General features: G+C 74.2%; 13 protein-coding genes. 3 read left to right on the top strand and 10 right to left on the bottom strand.

The window, feature by feature from the left end; all coding sequences use genetic code 11:
• Positions 1-4: 4 nt before the first annotated feature.
• On the top strand, positions 5-907 hold the full coding sequence (locus IF27_RS00905) for a helix-turn-helix transcriptional regulator (protein ID WP_052847282.1): 903 nt from the start codon (positions 5-7) through the stop codon (positions 905-907).
• A 36-nt stretch (positions 908-943) separates the two neighbouring features.
• Here the strand turns inward: IF27_RS00905 and IF27_RS00900 are convergent, their stop codons facing one another.
• The 7 genes from IF27_RS00900 to IF27_RS00870 form a co-directional block, all read right to left on the bottom strand.
• Positions 944-1,513, bottom strand: coding sequence for a GTP-binding protein (locus tag IF27_RS00900; RefSeq protein ID WP_052847281.1), 570 nt, complete (start codon positions 1,511-1,513; stop codon positions 944-946).
• Positions 1,514-1,520: 7 nt separating this feature from the next.
• Positions 1,521-1,871, bottom strand: coding sequence for a DUF742 domain-containing protein (locus IF27_RS00895; protein ID WP_052847280.1), 351 nt, complete (start codon positions 1,869-1,871; stop codon positions 1,521-1,523).
• Between the two features lie 6 nt (positions 1,872-1,877).
• A complete protein-coding gene (locus IF27_RS00890; protein ID WP_052847279.1) occupies positions 1,878-2,309 on the bottom strand; it encodes a roadblock/LC7 domain-containing protein in 432 nt (143 codons plus the stop codon).
• A gap of 17 nt (positions 2,310-2,326) precedes the next feature.
• Positions 2,327-4,549: an ATP-binding protein gene (locus IF27_RS00885; RefSeq protein WP_052847278.1), complete on the bottom strand. Its 2,223-nt coding sequence runs from the start codon at positions 4,547-4,549 to the stop codon at positions 2,327-2,329.
• A 239-nt stretch (positions 4,550-4,788) separates the two neighbouring features.
• Positions 4,789-5,973: an NAD(P)/FAD-dependent oxidoreductase gene (locus IF27_RS00880; protein WP_052847277.1), complete on the bottom strand. Its 1,185-nt coding sequence runs from the start codon at positions 5,971-5,973 to the stop codon at positions 4,789-4,791.
• Between the two features lie 74 nt (positions 5,974-6,047).
• Positions 6,048-7,595 (bottom strand): amino acid adenylation domain-containing protein, encoded by a 1,548-nt coding sequence (locus IF27_RS00875; protein WP_052847276.1) that lies wholly within the window; start codon positions 7,593-7,595, stop codon positions 6,048-6,050.
• Positions 7,592-9,535 carry a type I polyketide synthase gene (locus IF27_RS00870; protein WP_110945410.1) on the bottom strand — a complete coding sequence of 648 codons (1,944 nt, stop codon included), beginning with the start codon at positions 9,533-9,535 and terminating at the stop codon, positions 7,592-7,594. Before IF27_RS00870 ends, IF27_RS00875 begins: the two co-directional genes overlap by 4 nt.
• 765 nt (positions 9,536-10,300) lie before the next feature.
• Between IF27_RS00870 and IF27_RS00865 the strand changes: the two genes are divergently transcribed.
• Positions 10,301-11,335 carry a GAF domain-containing protein gene (locus tag IF27_RS00865; RefSeq protein ID WP_052847275.1) on the top strand — a complete coding sequence of 345 codons (1,035 nt, stop codon included), beginning with the start codon at positions 10,301-10,303 and terminating at the stop codon, positions 11,333-11,335.
• Positions 11,336-11,627: 292 nt separating this feature from the next.
• Here the strand turns inward: IF27_RS00865 and IF27_RS00860 are convergent, their stop codons facing one another.
• The gene (locus tag IF27_RS00860; RefSeq protein ID WP_052847274.1) at positions 11,628-12,098 is read right to left on the bottom strand and encodes a DIP1984 family protein; all 471 of its coding nucleotides are present in this window, start codon (positions 12,096-12,098) and stop codon (positions 11,628-11,630) included.
• 105 nt (positions 12,099-12,203) lie between these two features.
• Here IF27_RS00860 and IF27_RS00855 point away from each other — a divergent pair, with 105 nt between their 5' ends.
• A complete protein-coding gene (locus IF27_RS00855; protein ID WP_052847273.1) occupies positions 12,204-12,569 on the top strand; it encodes a PH domain-containing protein in 366 nt (121 codons plus the stop codon).
• A gap of 1,524 nt (positions 12,570-14,093) precedes the next feature.
• Here the strand turns inward: IF27_RS00855 and IF27_RS29815 are convergent.
• Together IF27_RS29815 and IF27_RS31760 are read right to left on the bottom strand one after the other, a co-directional pair.
• On the bottom strand, positions 14,094-14,696 hold the full coding sequence (locus IF27_RS29815) for a YdeI/OmpD-associated family protein (protein WP_110945409.1): 603 nt from the start codon (positions 14,694-14,696) through the stop codon (positions 14,094-14,096).
• 70 nt (positions 14,697-14,766) lie between these two features.
• Entirely contained in the window at positions 14,767-17,859 is a 3,093-nt protein-coding gene (locus IF27_RS31760; protein ID WP_052847271.1) for an ATP-binding protein, read from the bottom strand.
• Positions 17,860-17,902: the final 43 nt, after the last annotated feature.

Genomic DNA, 17,902 nt, shown 5'->3' with positions numbered 1-17,902 from the left:
GGCGATGAGCGGACTCCCGGGCGCGGCGGCCGATCCGTACGCCGTCGAACTGCTCCCCAGGCTGGGCCCGACGGTGGCGGACTACCCGCCCGGCTCGTCCTTCGGGCCGCGGCACGCGCGCAGCTACGAGTTCGTCTGGGTGCTGCACGGCCGCGCCACCTGGACGGCGGGCGGCGGGACCGTGCCGCTCGTGCCCGGGACGCTGCTGCTCGTACGGCCCGGCATGCGGGACGTCTTCCACTGGGACCCCGCGCGCACGACCCGGCACGCGTACGTCCACTTCCGGCCCGTCGCCGGGCCGGTGGACGACGCCGGGTGGCCGACCACGCGGCCGATGGGCGGGCGGCCCGATCCGCTGGGCGCGCTGTGCGAGTACCTGGTGTGGCTGGGCGGCGCCTGCCCGCCGGGGTGGCGGGAGCACGCACGGGAGACGCTGCGGCTGCTGCTCGCGACGTTCGTCGCGGGCCCCGGCCCGGCGGCCGGCCCCCCGGCGGCGCTGCCGGAACCGGTCGTGGCGATGGCGCGCGCCGTACGCGAGGGGTGGTCGGACGGGATCACGCGGCCCATCCCGCTGTCCGACCTGGCCGACGCGGCGGGCGTCTCGGTCAGCACGCTGTGCCGCGTGTTCAGGGAGCACATAGGGCTCGGGCCCGCCGCCGCGCTCGAACGCATCAGGCTGGCGCGCGCCGAACCGCTCCTGTGGCGCAGCAACCTGCCGCTGCGCGCGATCGCCGTACGCAGCGGCTTCGGCGACGCCTACCACTTCTCGCGGCGGTTCAGGGCGACGTACGGCATGGCGCCGCGCGACTTCCGGGCGCTGCCGCCCGAGGCGGCGCCGCGCGGGCCGACCGCGCCTGAGGGCCTGGCACTGCTCGACGCGCTGATCCCCGGCGCGTCCGGCGCCTGACCCCTCCGGGGCGACGTGGCGTGACCCGAGGCGGGGTCAGCGGCTGCTCGGCGCGGCCATCCGGTGGGCGGCCTGGACGCGGGCCACCTCAAGCGCCGCGAGCAGCACCTCCTTGCTCGACGCGCGCTGGCGCACGTCGCACAGGACGACCGGCGTCGTCGGGTCGAGGTCGAGCGCCGTGCGGACCTGTTCGCTCGTGCAGTCGCGGTGCCCGTCGAAGCAGTTGACCGCCACCGCGAACGGCACGTCCCGCGACTCGAAGAAGTCGATCGAGGCGAAGGACGTCTCCAGGCGGCGGGTGTCGGCCAGGACGACCGCCGCGAGCGCGCCGGTCGCCAGGTCGTCCCACATGAACCAGAACCGGTCCTGGCCCGGCGTGCCGAACAGGTAGAGGACCAGCTCGGGCGCGATGGTGATGCGCCCGAAGTCCATCGCGACGGTGGTGGAGGTCTTGCCCTCGATGCCCGTGAGGTCGTCCACCCCGAGGCTGCGGGCGGTCATGCTCTCCTCCGTCTGCAACGGCGGGATCTCGCTGACGCAGTTCACGAGGGTCGTCTTGCCCACACCGAAGCCCCCCGCGATGACGATCTTCAGGGCGACCGGCATGACCGGCTCAGAGCCGACTACGGAGGCCACGTATCACTCTTTCGATGAGTTCAAGGTCGGGCTGGTCCTCTGGCCCCGGCGGCGCCTGGACCAGGATGAGGGAATCGTTGAGCAGATCACCGCACAGGACCTTCACCACGCTCACCGGCAGGTCGAGCTGCGCGGCGATCTCGGCGATCGCCACGGCACGGGCGCGGCACAGTTCGAGGATCTGCTGTGCCTCGGGTTCGAGATGGCCGTCCTCCGTCCTGTGCTCGGAGCGCGCGACGATCAGCGAGATCAGGGCGAAGGTGTGACGGCTGTGACGGGTGCGCCCGCCCGTGATGGCGTACGGTCTTAAGTGACGCCCGGTCTCCATCGCGGATCAGGAACCCTGGGCCCGGCTGCCGGACGGTGCCTGCGTCCTGGGTGCGGCGCTCATGTACTGGCCCACCTGCTTGACGATCGTGGCCATCTCGAACGCCATCATCCCCACATCGACCTCCTCCGTCGCGATGGCGGCCAGCCGCGCGCCGCGCCCGGCGGCCGTGACGAACAGGTAGGCCTTCTCCATCTGGATGACCGTCTGCTGGACCTCGCCGCCCTGGAAGTGCCGGGCGGCGCCGCGGGCGAGGCTGTGCATGCCGGAGCCGACGGCCGACAGGTGCTCGGCGTCGTCCCGGCGCAGGTCACGGGACTTGCCGATGAGGAGGCCGTCCCCCGACAGCACGATGGCACAGCGGATGTCGGGGATGCGGCTCACCAGGTCGTCGAGGAGCCAGTCCAGTTGAGGACCGGAATGTACCTGCTCAGTCATTGCGTGTTCCCTCACGGTTAATTGCCACCAGGGCCCCTGGAATCCGGCGGCCGTCGGTCCGTGTCCGGCTCGTCGGCCTGGTGCGTCCTGGCACGTTGCAGACCTTGCTGGATGGCGCTGAACGCGCGGGCCGACACGGCCGGGGAGGCGAGGGCGCCGTCTCCGGCCGCCTCGCCCTCCGCCTGTCCTGCTTCCATGCGCAGTTGTCTGGCGAGGCTCGCTCCCCTGGCCCGCTGGGGCAGTTTCGAAGGGGTGGTCAGCGGGCGGTTGGCATCATCGGCGGGCACGTTCCCCCCGGCCGTCGCTCGGGCGTGCGCGGGGTGGGCGGGTTCCGCTGGCTGCGCCTGGCGTACCGGGGCGGGGGCGCCGGCGACCGGGTACTCCGCCGCCACCGGGTACTCCGCGACCGCCCGCGCCACGGGGCCGCCGTGCTCCCGGGCCGCGGCGTGCTCGGGGGACGGCGCCCACCCGGCCGGTGCCGACGGCGCGGCGGAGGCGTGGTCGGCCGCCGGGGGCAGCAGTCCCGCGCCCCCGTAGTCGGGGAAGCCGCTGTCGTCCGCGACATGCGTGTGGGTGATGGGGTGGGCCTCGGCCAGGACGGGCACCGGGGCCTCGCGGTCGCCGGTGCCGACCGCGCCGTCCGTGCCGACCGGCGGCGTGACGTCGGACGTGACGTCCGCGGTGACCGCGCCGGGCGCGGCGGCGAGGGCCGCGTCGGGGGCGACCGCGCCGCCCATGGCGGCCGACGCCCGCAGCGCGTTGAGGACGGGGGAGCCGACCTCTTCCAGCAGCTCGGTGGGCAGCAGCACGATCGCCAGCGTCCCGTAGACGGAACGCCGCAGCTCGACGGACACCTTGTGCCGCTGGGCGAGCCGCGCGACGACGAAGTGGCCGAGGCGCGGGTCCTTGCTCAGCGCCGCGACGTTCAGCTCGGGCGGGTGCGCGAACAGCTCGTTGGCGCGGTCGAGCGCCTCCTCCGGCATGCCGAGGCCGTGGTCCTCGACGTGCACGAGCAGGCCGTGGAGCGTCTTCGTCGCGCTGACGGACACGTAGGTGTCCGGCGGGGCGAAGCTCGTGGCGTTCTCGATCAGTTCGGCGAGGAGGTGGGTGATGTCGGCGACGGCGCGTCCGGCGAGGCCGAGATGCCACTCCGCCGGGACGTTCTTCACCTTGACGCGGGTGTACTTCTCCGTCTCGGCGACCGCGCTGCGCATGACGTCCACGATCGAGACGGGCGCCGTGATGCGGGGGTTGGACGGGGGACCGCTCAGGATGACCAGGTTCTCCGCGTGCCGCCGCAGGCGGGTCGCGAGGTGGTCGATCTGGAAGAGGTCCTTCAGGAGGTCCGAGTCCTCGTGCTTGCGCTCCAGTTCGTCGAGCAGCGAGATCAGCCGGCCGATCAGGGTCTGCGTGCGGCGGGTGAGCTGCGCGAAGACCTTCTCGGTGCCCTCACGCCCCTGGGACTGCTTGACCAGGGAACCGGCGGCGACGCGGCCCAGGTTGTCGATGGCCGCCGAGAGCCGCTCGACCTCGTCGGCCGGGCGGCGCCCGTTGGGCGGCGGCGGCACCGGGCCGAGCCGCTCGCCGCGCTGGATGCGGGCGAGGAGCTGCGGCAGATGGATGTCGGACATCTCGTCGGCCTGCGAGCGCAGTTCGGCGACGCGCCCGAGGGTGGCGGCCTGCCGCTCCAGTGCCGAGCGCTGCGCCTCGATCTCGGCGCGCTGCTCCTCCAGCTTCGCCTGGAGCTTCTCCAGCGCCACGCGGCGGCGGCGCACGGCGCGCAGCGTGCCGAAGGCGGCGGCGGCGAGCGCACCGGCGACGCCGAGCAGGAGGGCCTCGTCGCCGTAACCGGCGGCGTCGTCGGTCAGGGAGGCGAGGGGGTCGGCGCCGGGTGCGGCCGTGGCGGGGAAGGCGGTCGTGGTGAGGGCGGCGACGCCGAAGGACGCGCCGCCCGTGGTGGTCCCGGCGTACGCGGCGGCCGTACCGGCCGGGTCGGCGTACGGCGTCTGACCGTCGGTCCGGGGTGCGGGCAGGACATCGCGCGCCGCTGTGGCGACGGATGCCGTGCCGGGTGCCTCGGCGTGCTGCGGGGTCCGACCGGTGGCGGATTCCGTCGCCGTGTACCCCCACAGTCCGCACAGACAGAGCGCGGGGACCGCCAGGGGCAGGAGATAAGGGAATCGCTGCGATCTACGCGGTCGAGACCGATGAGGTGTCCGCCGGTCGCGGTTGCCTGGCATCTGATTCCTCGTACGGCAGGGGAGCGCTGGGTTCAGTGGGGGCAACATCTGCCCCTCTCCTCCGGTACGGCGACGTGACGCAACGCCATCGGAGTCTGGGCTAAGTGTGACTGTAGCAGGATCATAGAGGGGCGTCAGCGAACGCTTGTGCCAACTGAGCTTTGCAGCAAACGGGTTGTGCGCATGGCTCCGCCACGGGCCCGCGCACGCGCCCGACCCGCCGCCCACCTGCCGGAACGTCACAGCAGCGAGAGCAGCTTGGGCGTGTAGAGCGCGCTCGCCGTCCCGATCCCGGCGACCATGTCGAAGTAGATCGAGGTGAGTTCCGCGTCGGTCTGCACGGCCCTCAGCAGGGACAGGCGCTGCTCGTGCGGCGCCAGGCGCGCGACGGCCAGCGTGGACTCGTACCCCGGCATGAGCGCCCTGTCCCGCTCGTCAGCGAAGTCCGCGAGCGCCGCGTCCAGCCGCTCGGGTCCCGCGCCGAGACGGCCGTCGAGCAGCCGGACCAGGGCCTCCGCCTGGAGGAAGGCGTCGCTGATGCCGCGCGCCGTGATCGAGTCCTTGTGGTGCCCGGCGTCGCCGACCAGGGCCCAGCCGGGTCCCGCCGCCTTCCGGAAGTAGTTCTGCTGGTCGCCGGTGCCCCGCAGGCGTTCGGCGGGCTCCTTGCCGCGCAGGCGCTCGTACAGCGCGGGGGCGGTGGCCTCGACCTGCCGCAGGTACGCCTCGGACGCCCCCGCGCGCACCTCCTCGAAGCGGGACTGCGGGAAGTAGGTCAGGACGAGCGTCAGCCCGTCGTTGGTCGGCACCGCGGCCGTCCAGCTCCCCGGGCCCTCGTACAGTTCGAGACCGGCCGGGACGTCCGCCCAGTACGTGTAGTAGGCGCACGTCAGGCGCGGGTCGGCGACGCTGTACGCCGCCTGCGCCAGCCGGGCCACCGTGGACCGCATGCCGTCCGCGCCGATCACCAGGTGTGCCCGTTCGGTGAAGGCGCGGCGCCGGTGCGTGCCCTCCACGCCGACGACGCGCCCGTCGTCGTCCCGCAGCAGGCCGGTCACGGTGCACCGGTCGCGCAGCTCGACGCCTGACGCCACGGCCGCGTCCGCGAGGATCGCGTCCAGCACCTGACGCCGCGGCGCGATCCCGGAGCGCTGGCCCTCCACGCCGCGCCCGCAGCCTTCGAGCCTGATGTCGGCGATCTCGTACGAGACGCGCTCCAGCGGCGGGCACCCGGAGGCGCGCACCTGCTCCAGCACCCCCCAGCGGGCGAGGGCCGCGACGCCCGGCTGATGGACGAGATGGGTCGAGAGCGTGTCGGTGCCCGGCTGGGCCTTGTCGAGGAGGAGCACCCGGTATCCCGCGCGGGCGAGAAGCATGGCGGTGGGAGCTCCCGCGCACCGTGCGCCGATCACTATGGCGTCGAACATGGGCAATGGCCTCACAACGGGCGTCGGGGAAGGTGTCGGAGGGGTTGGTGCCGTGAGGAGTCGGCCCGCCTGGATCAGCGGGCCTGTCCGAGGTGCGCGAGGACTGCCGAGCGGTCGATCTTGCCGTTGCCGTTGAGCGGCAGCTGGTCGAGGACGGTGATGCGGCGCGGTCGCATGTACGGCGGCAGCCGCGCGGCCAGGGCCGCGTAGAGCACGTCGGGGTCGCAGCCCGGGCCGGTGACGGCCGCCTCGACCTCCACCTCGCCGTCCGCGGTCGCCACCGGCACGACGATCGCCTCGCGCACGCCGGGCTGTTGCCGCAACACGACCTCGATCTCGCCGAGTTCGACGCGGTGGCCGCGCAGCTTCACCTGGTGGTCGGTCCGCCCGAGGTGCACCAGGACGCCGTCGAGCACCGCGACCCGGTCGCCCGTCCTGTACCAGTGCCGGTCGGTCACCCGGCCGTCCGCCACGCGGCGTCCGTCCGGGGTGAGGAAGCGGCCCGCGTCGTTGGCGGGGTCGAGGTAGCCGGGGAAGCGCTGGGGGCCGCGGACGCAGAGCTCGCCGACGTCGCCCGGCGCGCCGTCGTCCCCCCGCAGGAGGAGGTCGAGCCCCGGATGCCCCTCGCCGATCGGCGCCGTGCCGTTGGGGGTCGTGGGCCAGGCGTCCGGGTCGTCGGGGAGCAGGTGCCCCGTGCAGGAGATGGTGAGTTCCGTCGGGCCGTAGAGGACCTCGATCCGGCTCCCCGGGGCGGCCGACCGCCACTCCCGCGCGGCGGCGAGCGTCAGCGGCTCGCCGCCGAAGACGCTCCAGCGCAGCGTCGGCATGCTGCCGGGGCGGAGCGTGCCGAGCCGGGAGGCGAACGAGATCAGCGACGGCACGGAGAACCAGTGCGTCAGCCCCAGCTTGTTCACCGTGCGTACGGGGGAGAGCAGTTGGCCGCGCGTCGGCACCACGAGGGTGCCGCCACCTGCCCAGGCGACGAACAGGTCGTGCACCGAACCGTCGAACGTCAGCTCGAAGTTCTGCGACATGCGGCTGCCGGGCCCGACGCCGTACCGGGTGGTCATCAGGCCGAGGTAGGCGGACAGGTTGCGGTGGCTGATCGGCACGCCCTTGGGGGCGCCGGTCGAGCCGGAGGTGAACAGGAGGTACGCGAGGTCGTCGGGGCCGGTCGGCGTCGGCGGCAGGTCGGGGGCCGGGTCACGGGCCAGCGCCGCGCGCTCCTCGGCGCCGACCACGAGCACCGGCGCGCCGAGATCCGCCTCGGCGTCCGCGGCTGCGTGCGCGTCGGCCAGGACGAGGTCGAGCCCGGCGGACGCGACGACGGCGGCCGAACGCGCGGGCGGGCTCTCGGGGTTCAGCGGCACGACGGCGGCGCCGGCGCGCAGCGCGGCGAGGTACCCGGCGTACGCGGTCACGGAGCGGCCCGCCAGCAGCCCCACGCGGCGCGGCGGTCTCCCGCCGTTCGCGGCGACCAGGCGGGCGGCGAGCCGCTCCGCCAGCTCGCGCAGCGCGCCGTAGGACAGCTCCTCGCCGCCGACTTCGAGCGCCGTGACCTCGTGGCCGTGCGCGGCGGCCGAGCGGGCGAACCAGTCGTACGCGGTCTGCGGCGCGTTCACAGGACCGGAGCCTCCAGCGCCTCGGTCCAGCGGCGCAGCTCGCCGACCGTGCGCACCTGCCCGAACTCCTCGGGGTCGGCGTCCACGCCGGTGGTCCTGGCGAGTTCGACGAGGATCCGCAGTCTGGCCAGCGAGTCGATCCCGATCTCGACGAGGGTCGAGGTGTCGTCGTAGCCGGTGCGCGCGTGCTCCCTCAGCATGCGGTCGGCCAACTCGCCGTCCGGGTGGTGCTGTTCGCCCGGCCAGTGGCGCTTGGTCTGCCAGGGGTAGCGGGGCAGCGGCACGAAGCGGCCCGGCGCGCCGTACTCCGTCGGCCAGTCGAGGCCCCTGCCCTCGTAGAAGCCGCGCGCGGCGGGCGGCAGCGGCAGCGCCCCGCTCTCGGCGAAGGCGGTGAGCGCGGCGGCCATCTCGGCGTGGTCGGCGCCCTCGACGGCCAGCCGGTGGGTGTGGTGCTGGCGGCGCGTCGCGGCCGAGAAGCAGATGTCGCGCAGCGGGTGGGCCGTGCCCTGTCCCTCCGGGCCGAGGTAGTCGGCGTAGGAGTGGGCGAGGGCCTTGAGCGCCGCGGGTCCACGCGCGGAGAACACCAGCACGTAACGGGTGTCGGCGGGGGCTGGTTCGAGGGCCGGGGGCGCCGGGGCGGGTGCCTCGCGCAGGACGACGTGGGCGTTGAGGGCGGAGGAGCCCTGCGCGGAGACCCCGGCGACGGCGGGTCGGCCGAGGTCGGGCAGGTCGTGGAGCTTGTCCGGTATCTCCACGGGCAGTTCGTTCCAGGGCACGCCGGGGTGGGGCGTGCCGACGTGGAGGCTGGCGGGGATCTGGCGGTGTTCCAGGCAGAGCACCGTCTTGATCAGTCCTGACAGGCCGCCCGCGGCCTCGGCGTGGCCGATGTTGGTCTTCACCGAGCCGACGAGGAGCGGCCGGTCGCTCGGGCGACCGGCGCCCAGGACCGTGCCGAGCGCCGTCAGTTCGAGGGGGTCGAGGGTGGGCGATCCCGAGCCGTGGGCCTCGACGTAGTCCACGTCGGCGGGGCTCGTGCCCGCGTCCTCGTAGGCCCACCGCAGGACGGAGAGCTGGCCCTCCAGGGAGGGGTTGAGGACGGTGTCGCTGGTGCGGCCGTCGTTGCCTATCGCGCTGCCCTGTATGACGGCGCGTATGCGGTCGCCGTCGGCGAGGGCGTCGGTGAGGCGCTTGAGCACGACGACGCCGACCGCGTCGCTCGGCGCGTGGCCGTCGGCGTCCGCGTCGCCGAACTTGCTGCGGCCGTCCGCCGCCATGCTCCCCGCCTGGCTCATGATGACGCCCTCGTCGGGGCGGAACGTGAGGTTGACGCCCGCGGCCAGCGCCAGGGGGCATTCCCCGGAGCGCAGGCTCTGCACCGCCTGGTGCACGGCCACGAGCGACGCGGAGCATGCGGTGTCCAGCAGGACGCTCGGCCCGCGGAAGTCGAAGACGTGGGAGAGCCTGGCGGGCATCAGCGAGCGGAAGTTGTTGAGTTGCGCGGCGGTGGCGTGCTCCAGGCCCTGGCGCAGGACGAGTTCGAGGTGGTCCGCGCGGGCGTTGCCGACGAAGACGCCGGTACGGGTCCCGGCGAGGCGGTCGGGGAGCTGGCCGCCGTCCTCCAGCGCCTCCCAGGTGGTCATGAGCAACAGCCGCTGCTGCGGGTCGAGTTCGGCGGCCTCGATGGACGACATCCCGAAGAACCCGGCGTCGAAGTCGGCGACGCCCCCCAGGTATCCCGCGCGGCGTCCCGCCATCTTCCCCGGCGCGCGTGCCGTGGAGTGGAGGGCCCCCGCGTCGTAGCGTTCAGGTGGTGTCTCGGTGGTGGCGTCCACGCCGTCGCGCAGCAGGCTCCACAGCTCCTCGGCGCCGGAGGCACCGGGCAGGCGGCAGGCCATACCCACCACTGCCACAGCGCGTTCGTCCACGTCCGACCTGATCACGGGATCTCCTTAGATACTTCACCACTTTGCGTGCGCAACGGCTTAGTCGGCCTTGTCGCAGGCATCGGGGGGCGAGAGGGGGGGTGGCTGTCGTCCGGGTCGGTCGCGGGCGAGGCCGGCGGCGCGACGGCCGGGTGAACGGCCTTTCGCGACACGTGGGTCGGACGCCGCGCCCGTCCGTGCCGGGCGGCGTCCGCCTCATGCGCTCGGGGGGCACGGGGCCGGGGTGCGGCGAGTGGATCTCGGCGTGAAGTCGAGCGTGCCCGCGCGGCCGGGGACGTACCGCCGGGACTCCGGCATGACCCCCGCGCCTCGGGTCTGGCTCTTGCCACCCACCCCTGCACTCCTTCTCAGCAACATCGGCACCAACACAGCGGGCGGCGGCATCCTCCCCACCGTGCGACCGCTCATGCCTGCCGCGGCGGAGGAAGTGAGGACACAGGCGCGTCGAGACCACTGACGTTCGAATCGGACGCGGTAGCGTCGAAATCCGGACCACCGCACGATTGTCTACGCACGATCGTTACCGTTCGATTCCCGATCCAGGAATGGCCGGAAGTGATCGGCAGGCGGTGAAACCCGTAGATATTCGGATGGAATCTGCTGTATGGTCCTGCGCCGTTTCACAGCCGGGCAGCAGACGGTCATGAACCCCCGGGAATCCGGCACTCTCCGTATCGGAAGTGCGTTCCGTGAGGCAAGTGATACAGACAAAAATCGAAGGGGTGTGCCACCCGCCGCGCGATTCTGATTTGATCTGATCTCATGACTGACTCGACCTCCGAGCAAGCCCGGATCGCCGGCCAGCAGCGGAAGCTCCGGCTGCAGGTTCTCGGCCTCGACTCCGCCGATGCGGAAGCCACGTTCGACCGCATCGCGCAGTTGGCTGCGCGGTTCACCCAGTCTCCCCTCGCCATGGTCAACTTCCACAACGACCAGCGGCAGATGTTCCGCGGCATGTACGTCCCGCCCGCCCCGGCGGACGAGAGCCCGGGAGGTTCCGGCGGCGCCGGCGCCGGAATCGTCTTCGACCTGAGCAACGTCGCCCGCGAGGCCTCGCTCGACTACGGCTTCTGCCCGCACGTGGTGGCCCAGGGCTCCCAGCTCGCCCTGGACGACGTCTTCGACTACCCGCGCTTCCGCGGGAATCCCCTCGTCAGCGACATGGGCGTCCGCTCCTACCTGGGCACGCCCCTGGTGGACAACCGCGGCATGATCCTCGGCACCGTCTGCGTCGCCGACACCCAGCCCCGCGTCTGGGACCGGGAGGTGAAGGAGGGCATGAAGGAACTCGCGGAAACCCTCCTCGCCGAGTTCAAGCTCCGCGACAGCCTGCTCGCCCAACAGCAGGAGCTCTTCGCGGTCTTCGACGGGGCGCCCTTCCCCATCATGCTCACCCAGGGGCCCGAGCACCTGCTGCGCTATGCCAATCGCGCGCAGGGCGACACGTTCGGCAGGGTCAGCCAGTTCAGCCCCGGCCGCCACGTGCTGCCCGCCCTGGACGCCATCGGCCTCTTCCGGGCCATGGACCAGTCGTTCCACTCGGGGCAGGCATCCCCCCTGCGCGGATCGGTCTCGACGTACGGCAACGCCTACGCCCAGGACTTCGACTTCCTGTGCACCCCCGTGCGGACGGCGCCCGGCGCGGCGATCAGCGGCGTGCTGACCGTGGCCATGACGCCCTCGGCGCAGGGCTACCAGAGCTCCGAGCAGCAGGCGTTCGCCCACAACGTCCAGCAGCGTTTCGAGCAGTTGGGCACGGGCGGCCTGCCCGACGCGGGCGCGCACTACCCGCGCTGAGCCCCGCCCGCGCGCGGCACGCGAAGGGCCCCGGCCGACGAACGGCCGGGGCCCTCACGGTGGGACGGGTGACGCGGAAACCCCTTGCCCGCCCTCGGCGTCCGGGATCTGCACGTGGTGATGTGCTGTGCTCTGTGCACCGTTACCCGTGGCGTGTGAGGGGCTGCGCTGTGATGCGGGGAGTCGAACCCCGGACGTTGCCCTCCACGTCGCCAGAGTGACCGGAGTCCGCCGGTCGCGGTCGTGCACCGCCTCCTGGACGCCTACCTGCTCCGCGTCACGTCCCGCCGGGTCAGTCCAGCAGCTCCGCCTCCCAGTTGGCCTGCTGGATACGCAGGTCCAGGTGACGGATCTCCTTGGCCAGCGCGTCGGCGTCGGCGCGCAGTCCGGCGACGGGCAGCGCGGCCAGCATGAGGAGTTCGGAACGGAGCTGGCGCCTGGGGCCGTTCCCGTCGCGGCCCGCCGCGGCGTCGGCGGCGCTGGTGAGCAGCGAGTGCCGCAGCCGCAGGACGTCACGGCGGGCGAGCGCGTCGGTGAGCGTCCCGATTCCCTCCACGCGCACCGTGGTGTTGGTGCGGTTGATACGGCGGATCAGCGATTCGAGCGCGACAAGGACGGTGTCGGCCTCCGCGAGGAGCCGCGACGCGTCCTCGGGCGGCGTGTCGCCCTCCTGGTGGCGGGCGCTGCCGACGACGCGGGCGCGCAGCTGCTCCACCTGGCGTGTGGCCGCGGACCGTTCCGCGAGTGCTTCGGCGAGCTTCATCTGGGCCTCCCCTCCTGTCCGATGATCGGCATCATGCCAGGCCCGGCTGTCACAGGCCCGGTATAAAGTGCCCGCAAGGGACAGCTTCGTGAAGTGGGGGCAGAAATGGCACTCTTCGGCAACGCGCACACGGTGGACCCGGTCGCGGCACAGGAGGAGTACGCCCGGCTGCTGGGCCAGGGCGAGCAGGTGCACGGCGCGTACGTGCTGATCAGGGACACGCTGCTGTTCACCGACCGGCGCCTCATCCTCGTGGACAAGCAGGGCGTCACGGGCCGGAAGGTCGAGTACCACTCGTACCCGTACCGCAGCATCTCCCACTTCGCCGTGGAGACGGCGGGCACGTTCGACCTGGACGCGGAGCTGAAGCTCTGGATCTCCAGCAACCCGACGCCCGTCACCAAGAAGTTCACCAAGGGCGTGGACATCTACGAGGTGCAGGCGATCCTCACCCAGTACGTCGCGCGCTGACGGCCGCCGGTGCCCGGGCGGGCGCCCGACTGCCGTGTCGGCGTGCTGGCGGACGTACGGGGTGGGCCCGTCGCCTGGCGGCGGGCCCGTGACCGGTACGCGCTGCTGGGCTGGGAGTTCGGCGAACTCGACGCCAGACGGCTGCGGGTGACCCGCCGGGCACTCGGTCGCCCGGCCAGGGCCGACTCGTGGTTCCACGAGGTGACGGTCCCGGTGTCCGGCTCGCCGTGGCGCGCCGACGTCGAGGCGTCCTGGCTGCTCGCCGACGCCGCACGCCACGGCGGCTTCGAGCTGTACGACCACTGGAGCGGTCGGGAGGACACCGATCGCGTGCTGCTGCCCACCTGGCAGGTGCACACGACGCCTTCCTGGGGCGCGTCGGGACGGCTGAGACGCCTCCTGTACCGGTGCGCCGTGCGGCTCGGCCTCTTTGACGTCGGCAGACGCGTCCGCGGCGGCCGTGCCGAGGCACTGGCGATGGCGCGGGACCTGATGCCGGGCGCCCCGCGGACGGACGTGGACGTGCGGCCCCTCGACGGCAGGGGCGGGGCAGGTGCGCCGCTGCACGGGGAGGACGCCCTCAACCGCGCCGCGGTCCTGTTCGCCGGGCCGCTGATCGCGGTGATGGCGCTGCTCGTCGTGGCACGGGAGGCGGATCCCGTGGCCCGTCCCGTCCTGTGGACGGCCGCCGCCGGGTGCGCGGGCGTGGCGTGGTGGACGGCGCTCTCCCTGCCGCTGGCGCGGACACGGGCCCGTTCGGTGCTGCCCGCCGCCGTCGCCACCGGCTCGGTCATGGTCTGGGCGCTCGGGATCCCGGGGGTGTCCGAGGGCCTGCCGCGCGGGCAGGCGCTGGCGCTCGTCGTGCTCCTGTACTACGGCGCCGGACTCGTCGCGCTGGTGCGCCGATGGCGGTGGCAAGGGCTCGTGGTCGGCGCACTACCGCTGCTCGCGACGGTGGCGGTTGCCGCGTTGCCGCTCACCGGACGGCTGCTGCACGACGCCTACGCCGACACGCTGTCGCTCGGCCAGGCGGAGACATCGGTCAGTGGTGCCTGGCAACTTGCCTCGGCGATGAGGCTGTTGTGGCCGACACTGGGTACCGCGCTGTTCTTCGCCGCCGGTTGGGGGCTGCTGCGGTACTTCCACTACGTCCGGCCGGGCAGCTACCTCAACGCTGCCCTGTTCGGGACGACCCTGGTCGTCGCCCTCGTCTTCGCCGTGGTGGACTGGACGATCAACTCGCCCGCGGACGCGGCCAGGCGCCTGGAGCAGGCTGCGGCGGCCGGGACGCCGCCGCCCCCGTACTTCGGCGTCCGTCCCGAGTGGACCTGCGTCGTGCCGACCGTGCCCGCCGGGCAGCTGAACGAGGCGGGCGGGACGCTCGCGCCTGAGCGCCCCTACGTCGCGTTCGGCGTCGCCGAGGGGCAGGCCGTGCTGTGGAACGTGGACACCGGCGGGCCGCTCCGCCTTCCCGCGGCGCAGGTGCGGCTGCTCCCGGTGGCGGGCGCGGGCGCTGCCCCTGACTCAGGGGTAGAGCTTCTCGCCCTCGGCCAGCATCGCGACGAGGGTGGCGATCCGCCGGGCGCGGGTCTCCGGCCGCTTCGCCGCCTCGACGCGGTGCAGGACGGAGTACCGGTTCTTCTTGTCGAGCGTCGCGAAGAACGCGTCGGCCGCGGGCTCGGCGGCGAGGGCGCGGGCCAGGTCCTCCGGCACGGTGACGCCCTTCATGCCCTGGTAGGCGGCGTCCCAGCGGCCGTCGGCCTTGGCCCGCTCGACCTCGGCGAGCCCCCAGGGCCGGACGCGGCCCTCGGCGAGCAGGGCGGTGACCTTGTCCCGGTTCACGCGGGACCACCTGCTCCGCGCCGCGCGGGGCGTGAACCGCTGGAGCCAGTGCGTGGCGTCGAGGGAACGTTTCCGCCCGTCGATCCAGCCGTGGCACAGCGCGACGTCGAGGGCCTGCGCGTAGTCCAGGGCCGAGATCCCCTGGGCCTTCTTCCTGAGCTTCAGCCAGACGCCGGGCGAGGAGGCGTGGTGCTCCTCAAGCCAGCGGTCGAACTCCGCGGCGGAGGGGAACTCGGCGGGGTCGTCGTCGGGGTCGGGGGCGGGTACGTCGGCGGTGGGGGCCACGGTGATCGGTCTCCTTCCGGTGCGGTCCGCGGTCCACGCTATGCCCGGTCCAGGACGGGAACGGTCCTGGTCACGGGCGACGCGCGGGCGGCGCGGACGCGGCGGCGAGACCGTCCGCGCCGAGCGCGGCGCGCAGCGCCGCCGTGACGCGGTCCACGTCCCCCCGTTCGCCCGGCGGGAGGGGTACGCCGACGGACGCCCGGATCCGTGCGCCCTCACCCAGCAGTCGCGCGGCCCGCACCGGCCGACCGGCGACGGCGTACGCGCCCGCCAGCCCTTCCTTCGCCAGGGCGACGGCCCGGGGGTCGCCGCCCCGGCGGGCCTCGGCGAGGCCCTGGCGGTGCAGCGCGAGGGCCGAGGGCGCGTCGCCGCGCTGTTCGGCGAGGAAGCCGAGTTCGGCCAGCAGGAGCGCGGGTCCTGGCCCGAACGCGACCGCGCGGTGCCAGTCGAGGGTCCTGCGCAGATGCCGCTCGGCGCCGTCCAGGTCGCCCGCGCGCCGCGCGACGAGGCCGAGGCCGATCTCGGCGTGGACCTCGCCCGCCGCGTAGCCGTGCTCGGCGGCCAGCGTCATCGCCGCGCGGTGCAGCTCGGCGGCCCGGGGGAGGTCGCCGGTCAGGAGGGCGACGCGGCCGAGGCCGGTGATCCGGTCGGCGGCCTCGGTGGGGAAGCCCAACTCCTCCGCGTGACGCAGCCCTTCCCGGTGCAGCCGCTCGGCGCGCGCGTGGTCGCCCGTGATCGCCGCCAGGGCCGCCAGCGGGTAGGCGGTCTGCAACAGGCCCCAGCCGTCACCCAGTTCGCCGAAGAGCGCGTGCCCCTCCTCCGCGCCGCGGCGGGCGGCGGCGAGATCGCCGCGCAGCAGCGCCTGCGTGGCCGCGCTGCCGAGGGCGGCGGCGACGCCCCAGCTGTCCCCGGCCGTACGGGCGGCGGCGAGCGCGCGGCCCACCAGCGTCTCGCTGCGTGCCAGGTCCTCGCCCGCGCGCAGGGCGGCGTGGCCGAGGAACCAGGTGGCGCGCGCGTCGCCGTCCGCCGCCGAGGGCGCCGGGGCCCTGACGCCGCCTTCCGCCCCGGCCAGCAGCGCGAACCCGGCGTGCCACACGGCGGCACGGGCGGCGAGCGCGGCCACGTCGCCGTCATCGCCGCCGTCACCGCTGCCGTCCGCGGTGGCGGCGACGCGCAGCGCCTCGTCCAGCGACCGCCTCGCCTCGCTCACCCGGCCGCGCAGGAACCAGTACCAGGCCGACGCGAGCACCGTCCGCAGCGCCCCCGCCGCGTCCCCGCGCCCCACGGCGTGGGCCAGGGCGGCCCGCAGATCCGCGCTCTCCCGGTCGAGCCGCGCGAGCCAGCCCCGCTGCCCCGGGCCGTGGAGCGCGGGCGCGGCCTCCTCGACCAGCGCCGCGTAATGGGCGTGGTGCGCCTGCCCGACGGCGTCGGACTCCCCTGCCTCGGCGAGACGTTCCCTCGCGTACGCCGCCACCGACTCCGGCAGCCGGTAGCGTGGCCCGTCTCCCACGGCGACCAGCGAGCGGTCCACCAGCCTGACCAGCGCGCCGACGACGTCCTCGCCCGCGCCGCCGCACACCGCCTCGGCCGCGTCCAGGGTGCAGCCGTCGGCGAAGACGGCGAGGCGGCGCAGGAGCGTCCGCTCGTCGTCGGCGAGCAGGTCCCAGCTCCAGTCGAGCACCGCCCGCAGGGTCCGCTGGCGCGGGGGGACGTCGCGCCGTCCGCCGGTCAGCAGCGCGAACCGGTCGTCGAGCCGGGCGGCGAGCGCGTGCACGCCCAGGGCGCGGACCCGGGTGGCGGCCAGTTCGATGGCCAGCGGTATGCGGTCGAGGCGGCGGCAGATCGTCGCGACGGCCGCCGCGTTCTCGCCGGTGACGGCGAACCCGGGCGCGGAGTCGGCGGCGCGCAGGGCGAACAGGCGTTCCGCGTCGTCCTGGCCCAGGGGCGGGACGGTCCAGACCGCCTCGCCGCCGAGGCCCAGGGGCTCCTGGCTGGTGGCCAGGACCGTCAGGCCGGGGGCGGCGGCCAGGAGGCGGCGCACGGTCTCGGCGGCCGGGTCGATGACGTGCTCGCAGTTGTCGAGCAGGAGGAGCAGGCGCCGGTGGCGCAGGGCGTCCTCCAGGGTCACGTGCTCCTCCTCGCGGACGCCGAGAGCGGCGCCGAGGTGCTCGGCCACGGCGGTCGTCCCGGCGAGGCCGACCGTCAGGACGCCGTCGGGGCGGTCACCGGCCGCGCCCGCGGCTGCCTCCTCCGCCAGCCGGGACTTGCCCACGCCGCCCGGCCCGGTCAGCGTGACGAGGCGGTGGGTGCTGAGCAGGCGGCGCACGGCGGCGACGGCGTCGGCGCGGCCGACGAGCGCGGTGAGGGGGGCGGCCGGGCCGCGGAAGGCGGGCGCGGGCCGGGGCCGGGGCGTGTCGCGGGCCGCGTCGTGGATGAGGATCGCCCGGTGCAGGGCGGTGAGTTGTGGCCCGGGATCGACGCCCAGCTCGTCGGCGAGCCGCCGCCGCAGTGCGTCGTAGACGGCCAGGGCCTCGGACTGGCGCCCGGCGCGGTAGAGGGCCAGGAGCTGCGCGGCGCGCAGCCGTTCGCGCAGCGGGTGGCGCTCGGACAGCTCGGCCAGTTCCGCCGTGAGGGTGCGGTGTTCGCCGAGGTCGAGGCGGGTCTCGGCCAGTGTCTCCAGGGCGGTGAGCCGCTGCTCGTCCAGGCGTTCGGCGGGGATGCGCAGGAACTCCGCGTCGCGCAGGTCGGCGTACGCGTCGCCCCTCCACAGCGCCAGGGCGCCGGTCAGCAGGTCGGCCCTGGCGCGCGGGTCGGCGGTGGCGTGGGCGGCGGCCGTCATGGCGGCGAACCGGGCGGCGTCCACGTCGTCGGGGCCGACGCGCAGCGCGTACCCGGGGGGACGCGTCCCCAGCAGCTCCCCGGCGCCGGGCTCGGCGTCCGCGAGGGCGCGGCGTAGCCGCGAGACCTTCGTCTGGAGCGCACCGGCCGGGTTGCCTGGCAGCCGCTCGCCCCACAGGTCGTCGATGAGGCGGTCGGCCGGGGCCGTGCGCCCCTCGTGGGCCAGGAGGGCGGCGAGCAGCGCGCGCACCTTGGCCTCCGGGATCGCGACGGCGTGCACGGCGGCCGTCGTGACGGTCAGCGGGCCGAGCACGGAGAAGTACATGGCTGCACGGTAACGGGCGGGGTCGATGGGACCGGCCGACAGC

The sequence above is a fragment of the Streptomyces avicenniae genome, assembly GCF_000719135.1.
Classification (GTDB): domain Bacteria; phylum Actinomycetota; class Actinomycetes; order Streptomycetales; family Streptomycetaceae; genus Streptomyces; species Streptomyces avicenniae.
The sequence above is the reverse complement of the archived record's forward strand: the minus strand, read 5'-3'. Positions and strand labels throughout refer to the sequence as shown.